Origin of the sequence: Salinivirga sp. (assembly GCF_035268865.1) — a bacterium.
In the GTDB taxonomy this organism is placed as follows: Bacteria; Bacteroidota; Bacteroidia; order Bacteroidales; family Salinivirgaceae; genus Salinivirga.
On the sequence record NZ_DATFKB010000121.1, the window covers coordinates 22,454 to 29,402 of the forward strand.

Annotated in this window: 5 protein-coding genes; 3 read left to right on the forward strand and 2 right to left on the reverse strand. The window is 39.7% G+C overall.

The window, feature by feature from the left end; genetic code table 11:
* The first annotated feature begins 57 nt into the window (after nucleotides 1-57).
* The 3 genes from VJ937_RS07460 (at nucleotide 58) to VJ937_RS07470 (ending at nucleotide 5,349) form a co-directional block, all read left to right on the forward strand.
* Nucleotides 58-1,164, forward strand: coding sequence for an ABC transporter permease (locus tag VJ937_RS07460; protein WP_324066271.1), 1,107 nt, complete (start codon nucleotides 58-60; stop codon nucleotides 1,162-1,164).
* Nucleotides 1,165-1,219: 55 nt separating this feature from the next.
* Nucleotides 1,220-2,335: an ABC transporter permease gene (locus tag VJ937_RS07465; protein WP_324066272.1), complete on the forward strand. Its 1,116-nt coding sequence runs from the start codon at nucleotides 1,220-1,222 to the stop codon at nucleotides 2,333-2,335.
* Between the two features lie 275 nt (nucleotides 2,336-2,610).
* Nucleotides 2,611-5,349: a T9SS type A sorting domain-containing protein gene (locus tag VJ937_RS07470; RefSeq protein WP_324066273.1), complete on the forward strand. Its 2,739-nt coding sequence runs from the start codon at nucleotides 2,611-2,613 to the stop codon at nucleotides 5,347-5,349.
* A gap of 130 nt (nucleotides 5,350-5,479) precedes the next feature.
* Here the strand turns inward: VJ937_RS07470 and VJ937_RS07475 are convergent, their stop codons facing one another.
* Together VJ937_RS07475 and VJ937_RS07480 are read right to left on the reverse strand one after the other, a co-directional pair.
* A complete protein-coding gene (locus VJ937_RS07475; RefSeq protein WP_324066274.1) occupies nucleotides 5,480-6,118 on the reverse strand; it encodes a DUF2459 domain-containing protein in 639 nt (212 codons plus the stop codon).
* 156 nt (nucleotides 6,119-6,274) lie between these two features.
* A partial coding sequence (locus tag VJ937_RS07480; protein WP_324066275.1) for a T9SS type A sorting domain-containing protein occupies nucleotides 6,275-6,949 on the reverse strand: 675 nt, incomplete at its 5' end.

Here is a 6,949-nt window from a genome sequence, read left to right on the forward strand (position 1 = left end):
TATGATCCAATATCTAAAATCTAACATCTAAAATCAAAGATCTAATATCTAAAAACCATGAAACGTTTTTTCGCATTTGTTAAAAAAGAATTTTTCCACATATTTCGGGATTTCCGCACATTATTAATTCTGTTCGGAATGCCAATAGTCCAAATACTTCTGTTTGGTTACGTAATTACAACCGATCTGAAAGATGTACAGATTGCCATTTATGACCCAACACCCTCGGAAGTTACACAGGGTTTGGTGCACAAGCTTGAGTCTTCGGGGTATTTTATTGTGGATCAGTATCTCTCTTCACCCGATGAGGCGGAGTCGGCTTTTAAAACTGGCGATATTCGTGAGGTGATAATATTTGAGGCAGGGTTGGCTGAAAAACTCCAACGTGATGGTAAAGGTGATATTCAGCTTTTAATTGATGCCAGCGATCCAAATATGGGGAATCTTATTAATCAATATACAAGAGGAACCATACTCAAATATCAGCAACAAATAAATGAAGGACCTGCTGTTTCAGGAGGTATTGAAGTAGAAAGCCGAATGATGTTCAATACAGGTTTGGACAGTGTATATATGTTTGTGCCCGGAACCATGGCGCTTATTCTGATGTTGATTTCGGCCATGATGACCTCCATCAGCATTGCAAGAGAGAAAGAAATGGGGACAATGGAAGTTTTACTGGTATCTCCATTGCGACCGCTTCAGATTATTCTTGGAAAGGTTACACCATACGTTGCACTATCTTTTATCAACGCTGTAACCATTATTATTTTAGGAAACACTGTTTTTGGTGTGCCTGTGAAAGGTAGTTTGCTGCTATTGATGGCCGAGAGCTTACTGTTTATTCTTCTGGCACTTTCCCTGGGTATTTTGATTTCTACAGTCAGTAAAACCCAGCAAGTGGCCATGTTCATTTCATTGTTCGCGTTGATGTTGCCCACGATCTTGCTGAGTGGTTTTATTTTTCCAATCGAGAGCATGCCCGAAATTCTACAATGGTTAAGCGTACTGATGCCGCCCCGATGGTTTATTGTGATCATCAAAAACATCATGTTGAAAGGTGCAGGTATGCCATTCGTTTGGAAAGAGACGTTGATTTTGCTGGCTATGATTACCTTTTTCATTGTAATGAGCGTCAGGAAATTTAAAGTCAGACTTGAATAGTTAAGCTATAATTTTCAGAATCAATAGGATTATCATTCGAACAAATTAAAATCCCATGAGAACCATAAGTTACATACTCAGGAAGGAGTTCACACAAATATTTCGCAATAAAACCATGCTGCCAATCATTTTTATTGTGCCGGTTGTACAGTTAGTGGTATTGGTATTTGCGGCCAATATGGAGTTGAAAAATATTGATGTGACCGTGGTGGACCGCGATAAAAGCTCCACTTCACAACGTCTAATTGCTAAATTTAGTGGTTCGCCCTACTACAATGTTACATTTAGTGAAGCGAGCATTGATAAATCGGTTGATGACCTGTATGCCGACCAATCGGATATGATTTTGCATATTCCCCAAAATTTTGAGCGGGATCTCTATAATCATAAGCATACTGACTTACAGGTGCTTATTAATGCCATCAACAACACCTCGGCCAGTTTAATGAATGGCTACACCCAATCTATCGTGATGGATTTCAATAAGAATATTTTGCTTAAAATTAGCCAAAGACAACCGCCAATGACCGACCAGTTCAAGATGGAATCATCTTTTTGGTACAATCCAGAATTGAATTACAAAATTTACATGCTTCCGGGTATTCTGGTGGTGTTAGTTACCGTAATCGGAATGTTTCTGACGGCAATGAATCTTGTGCGCGAGAAGGAAATCGGCACCATTGAACAAATCAACGTTACGCCTATTCGCAAGCACCATTTGCTTATCGGAAAATTGGTGCCATTTTGGGTCGTCGCCATTTTTGAGCTGGCCTTTGGATTGAGTATTGGTTATTTCTTTTTCGACCTGCCTATTGAAGGAAGTTTGGTCAGCCTTTTCGGTTTCGGATGTATTTACCTTCTGGTGGCTTTGGGTATTGGTTTATTCCTTTCCACCATAACCGACAACCAGCAGCAGGTAATGTTTTTGGCGTATTTCTTCATGCTAACATTTATCCTGATGAGTGGTATTTTCACTCCGGCCGACAGCATGCCTGAATGGGCGCAAACCATCAACTACATCAACCCGTTTTATTATTTTATCAGGGCCATTCGCATGATTTTACTCAAAGGCAGCGCATTTATTCACGTATTGCCCGAAGCTTTAAGTTTATTAAGCTATGCATTGATTATATTTAGTTTAGCACTGTGGCGCTACCGGAAAACGGTCTGATAGAGTTGCTTAATGCATATTTTTTTATGAAGAAATTATCAGGATTTTTGCCCCATAATTTAATGCAATTGTGTGGTATGCATTGCTTGTTGAGAAACTAACCTTTCTAGATGCAGGTAATTGTTAAGTAATTGCAAATGAATGGACTATGTGTTTTTTTGAGAAAGTTTTGATGCAGAAACGATGTGGTTTTGGTGTAATCTTGATGTAATGGAAAAATAGCATTTTAGACATTCTTATAATAATTTGCATCTTGATAATCAAAAAAAATTATTATGAGAAATTTAGTCTTTTTGTTGAGTTTGCTTATTAGCAGTTATGCTTTTACGCAAACTACAAGTTTACCCATAGATTTTGAAGATGGAATTGGAAGTGTCACATTTACTGATTTTGATGGCGGAATCACTTCCATTATTGAGAACCCCGATTCATCAGCAGTAGACTCAAGTGATTTTGTCGCAGAGCATATCCGTGATGGTGGTGAGGTATGGGCTGGTACATATATCACTCTTGATGCTGCATTGGACTTTTCGACTAACAATACTTTTAAAATTAAAGTATGGTCTCCGGCAGTCGATATACCAGTGCTGTTTAAACTGGAAAATTCTGATGCAAGTCAGGCAACAGAGCTAACAGCAAATACAACCGTTGCCAATGGATGGGAGGAACTGAGTTTTAATTTTGACGGCGCAGCATCGTCGGTGTACACAAAAATTATAATTATATTCAACAATGGAGTAATGGGTGATGGCACAGCCAACTCAACCTATTATTTCGACGATATTCAATTTGTAGAAGGACAGGCTGCCAGTGTTCCAACTGTTGCTGCACCGACTCCAACTGAAGATGAGGCCGAGGTAATATCTTTGTTTAGCGATGCATATACCGATGAGCCAGTGGATACGTGGAGAACTGAATGGTCTGTAGGAACACTTGAAGATGTTATGATTGATGGTAATGCAGCTAAAAAATATTCTAATCTTGATTTCGTGGGAATCGAAACTACAACCAATCAATTGAATGTAACCGACATGACCCACCTTCATATTGACCTGTGGTCAGCCGACATTACATCATTTGGAATAAAACTGGTAGATTTTGGCCCCGATGGTGCTTATGGCGGAGGTGATGATACTGAGCATCAATTAGACTTTAGCAGTCCATCTCAGGAAGAATGGATTAGTTATGACATTCCACTGACAAATTTCACCAATCTTACTACGCAGGCTAATATTGCACAATATATTCTTGTTGGCCAGCCTTCAGAGGCAACTACTATCTTTATCGATAATTTTTATTTTTATAATCAGACAAGTACCGAAACTTATACCGTAACATTTAATGTAACAGACGGAAGCAGCGCACTTGAAGGCGCCGCTATTGCTATCAATGGCGAAACGCTGACCACAGGGGTTAATGGTGAAACCTCAATTGATTTGACCAATGGTACTTATCCCTACACCGTGACTTTAGACGGTTTTGACGAAGCAGCTGGCGATGTGGTTGTAGATGGCGCAGCCCAAACGGTAAATGTTACTTTATCAGAAACGGTTATAAACGCACCAACTGTAGGAGCCCCAACTCCTCCCGAAAGAGATCCTGGTGATGTTATTTCTATTTTTAGCGATGCTTATACAGATGTAACAGGTACCAATTTCAATCCCGTCTGGGGACAAAGTACAGTAGTTACTACAGAAGAAATTGATGGTAATCCCACTTTTAAATATGCCAATTTTAACTATCAGGGAATTCAATTCGGCAGTGCCCAAAATGTATCAGCTTTAGATACATTGCACCTTGACATGTGGACAGACAATGCTACAACTGTTAACATTTATTGCATCAGTTCCGGTCCGCTAGAAAAAGCTTATAGTTTACCAATCACCCAAGGTGAATGGGTTAGCTATGATATCCCGCTAAGTGAGTTTTCTGATGTTGTGGATTTGACAGATCTTATTCAGTTTAAATTTGACGGAGGAGATGGTTCGCAGACGATTTATCTGGATAATATGTATTTCTACAGAAGCCCCGGTATTACAACATATGCGGTTAGCTTTAATGTTACTGATGGAAGCAATCCAATAGAGGGTGCTAATGTGGCTATTAATAGTCAAAATCTTATTACAGATGCTGGTGGTGTTGCAACTGTTTATCTGGAAGATGGAGGTTATTCTTACACTGTAAGTGCCAGTGGTTACGAAGATGCTTCAGGTGATATAACCGTTGCCGGAGCAGATCAGAGTGTTGATGTTACCCTGAATGCCGAACCATCGCCGAGTGTAGCAGCTCCAACACCCCCTGCAAGAGAACCCGAAAATGTAATTTCAGTATTCAGTAATGCCTATACCAATATTCAGGGTATTGATTATAACCCAGATTGGGGTCAATCGACTGATGTTACTATGGAAGAGATTGATGGCAACCAAACACTTGTATACAATAATTTTAACTATCAGGGAACAGATCTTGGCGGAAATCAGGATATGTCGACAATGGAATATGTGCATATTGATATGTGGACCTGGGATGCAACAAATGTTCAGTTTTCCCCAATCAGTGTTGGTGGCGAATATCTCGTTGAATTATCACCCATTACTGTTGGAGCCTGGGAAAGCTATGACATTCCGCTTAGCACGTTCACCGAAAATGGTGTTACTTTAAGCGATATTTATCAACTTAAATTTGATGGGCAGGCAGGCGCAACTCCTTCTGTTATATACCTTGACAATATTTATTTTTACAAAGAAGCTACTGGCGTTAATCAGGTTGCAAATTCAACGGTACAGGTATATCCGAATCCTGTAAAAGATCAGCTTAATATTAATACAAAAGAATTTGGTTCAGATGCATTTGTGCGCATAACAGATTTAAGCGGGCGCATTATTTATCGTGCACCTGTAAATGTCAAACAGACATCTGTTAATATGGCCAGCTACGCCAATGGTACGTACATTTTGACAATAAACAATGGAAATGGAAGTGTAATAAGTAAGCAATTAATTATTAAACAATAAATTAGTAATTTGTTGGTTTTCTTAAGGCTGCCGGAAGCAATTTCGGCAGCCTTTTTTACATATTACCGACTTCCGCCTAAAATAGGTTTTAGGGCGTGAATTTGAGTAGCATTGCCTGGTAATGGACGCTCTATTTGTTATGTTTCATTAAATAGTGGGTATTACCTAATTTGTTTAATCTCCTGAACAATTGCCTGCTGGTGACCAGCATGAAAGGGCTTATGTCCAAACCTGATCTTTTTAGGGCCAAAGCTACCCAGGTATTGCAGGTCCTAAACATGGAGTATTTCCTTTTGGCCAGGAAAAAACCGCTTGAGTCACGATAGAAAGTACTTGGAATAATCTTACCTGTTTTATCGCGTTGGAAGGCATCTGAAAGGAAATTGCACAAGGCGAAATAGGCTTCTTTTGTGACGGTTATTTCTAATATAATTGGTTTCCTGTAGTAGTTTTTAATTTTGCGTGAATATGCAGTCATACTTACCACAGCGCGTGTTGGCCACAATATAGTGCTCGCACTTACGAAAATTCCAGGTTCGGGTATTTGATAGTATTTTTCTTCGCCCCAACTCACATCCAGGTATTTATCCCGGGTATAAGGTTGAGCTTCTTTAAAAATATTGAATGGTATATCGGCTGTTTCCAATACAATACCCGTGTGCCAACCTGCCTGGACAATGTAAACCTGGTATTTGTGGTCATTAGAAGCAAATCCCGGCACTGACAGACAAAGGGAAAGTAAGAAATATATTAAGTAATATGATGGCATTTGACATATGCTATGGTTCAATTAACTAACAAAAATGGAGCAGTCCTGGTTTTGTTTATTTAGTGCAACAACAAAAACAGCCAGACCACTTAGCATGAATTCTTATGCGGGTCTGGCTGGTTGAATAAAATATAATTCAGTATTAACCACTAACGCTTATCGCGTCATTTTCATTAGTTTTAAGTTTTGAGTTTGTCCGGCTTTACTGATATTGAGTATGTACATTCCGTTTTGTAAATCAATAATTTGAATCGGGAAATCAGTGATTTGAATTTTGTTTCTGCCTGGGTTTAAATTGCGATTTAATTGAGACACGATTCTACCATCAGCATGCAGCAAAGAAAGTTTATATTGACCGGCTTTTTCCACTTTAGCTTCAATAATTGTTTGAGCAGTTATGGGATTCGGGTTTGCAATTACCTGCAGTGACTGTGAATTGTAAGCTTGTGCTATGGCTGCGGGTTCACGATCCATTTCCAGCAGCGTAGCCGTATCTTTCCAGTTGAAATGTATATAAAGGAAAGTGCCATCCCAATGTGCTGCAGGCAGATTGTTTTGGTAATCGTTTTCATTGCCATATAATGGTACCTCGTATCCATTGAGGGTCAGTTCGCCTGGGGCGTTGTTGAGGCTGTACAACATGAGTTCCATGTGCCGTTCAGGTGCCGCAATGTTATTTTCGGTTACTTCCAGGTTCACTGAAGCATAGTTGCCATCGGCTGTTGCTGTGAGTTGCATCAAATCATATTGGCTCGCGCTTAGATTTCCGGCTGTTACACCATCGTCATGAAACCATTGGCGGGTTGTTGTTTGGCCCTCAGCGGGCAATGC